This is a genomic window from Cellulomonas citrea, assembly GCF_009829685.1.
Lineage (GTDB): Bacteria > Actinomycetota > Actinomycetes > Actinomycetales > Cellulomonadaceae > Cellulomonas > Cellulomonas citrea.
This window is the reverse complement of the sequence record NZ_VWSD01000411.1, coordinates 1-510: the sequence shown is the minus strand read 5'-3', so window position 1 is coordinate 510 and position 510 is coordinate 1. Positions and strand designations below refer to the sequence as shown.

Annotated in this window: 1 protein-coding gene; it reads right to left on the bottom strand. The window is 61.6% G+C overall.

Going from position 1 to position 510, the window contains the following annotated elements; all coding sequences use genetic code 11:
• Positions 1-44: 44 nt before the first annotated feature.
• Complete coding sequence (locus tag F2B26_RS17840; protein ID WP_201292838.1) at positions 45-359, bottom strand: DUF3325 domain-containing protein; 315 nt, start codon at positions 357-359, stop codon at positions 45-47.
• Positions 360-510 lie beyond the last annotated feature (151 nt).

The following is a 510-nucleotide window of genomic DNA, read 5'->3' as shown; positions in this document are numbered from 1 at the left end:
AACCTGCTCCTGTCTGCGGGGGAGGATGATCCCGGCCGGGGGGCTCAGTAGCAGTTCAATGCCAGCAGGGCGCTGACCGAGCCCGTTACCCACATGGCGCCGGGCATGAGACGGGCGCAAAAAGACAGGTTCATTATGCACAGGAAGCCGCTGAGGCTGGCCAGGCCCATGAAGACCAGGCTGCCATAACCCCAGCCAAAGCGCTGGCCACACAGGATAAATACCGTTGCCAGCAACAGGCTGCCGGCGTAACTCAGCCCCCGCGACTGGGCCGCGCTCGGCGCCCTGGCGAACACCTCACGGAAATGGCCGAATTTGGCCAGGGCAAGCAAGGCCAACCCCAGGTAACTCAGTCCCATCAAGGCCGGTATCATGACTCCTGCTATAGCAGTTCCCGTCATAGGCTTGCCCTCGAAGGGACAGGGGTCTTGGCACGCCAAACCGCTTTGTCTGCCCGCAACTTGGTGGCGGCATAGAATAAGCCGCAGCCAAAGACCAGTCCCATGAGAT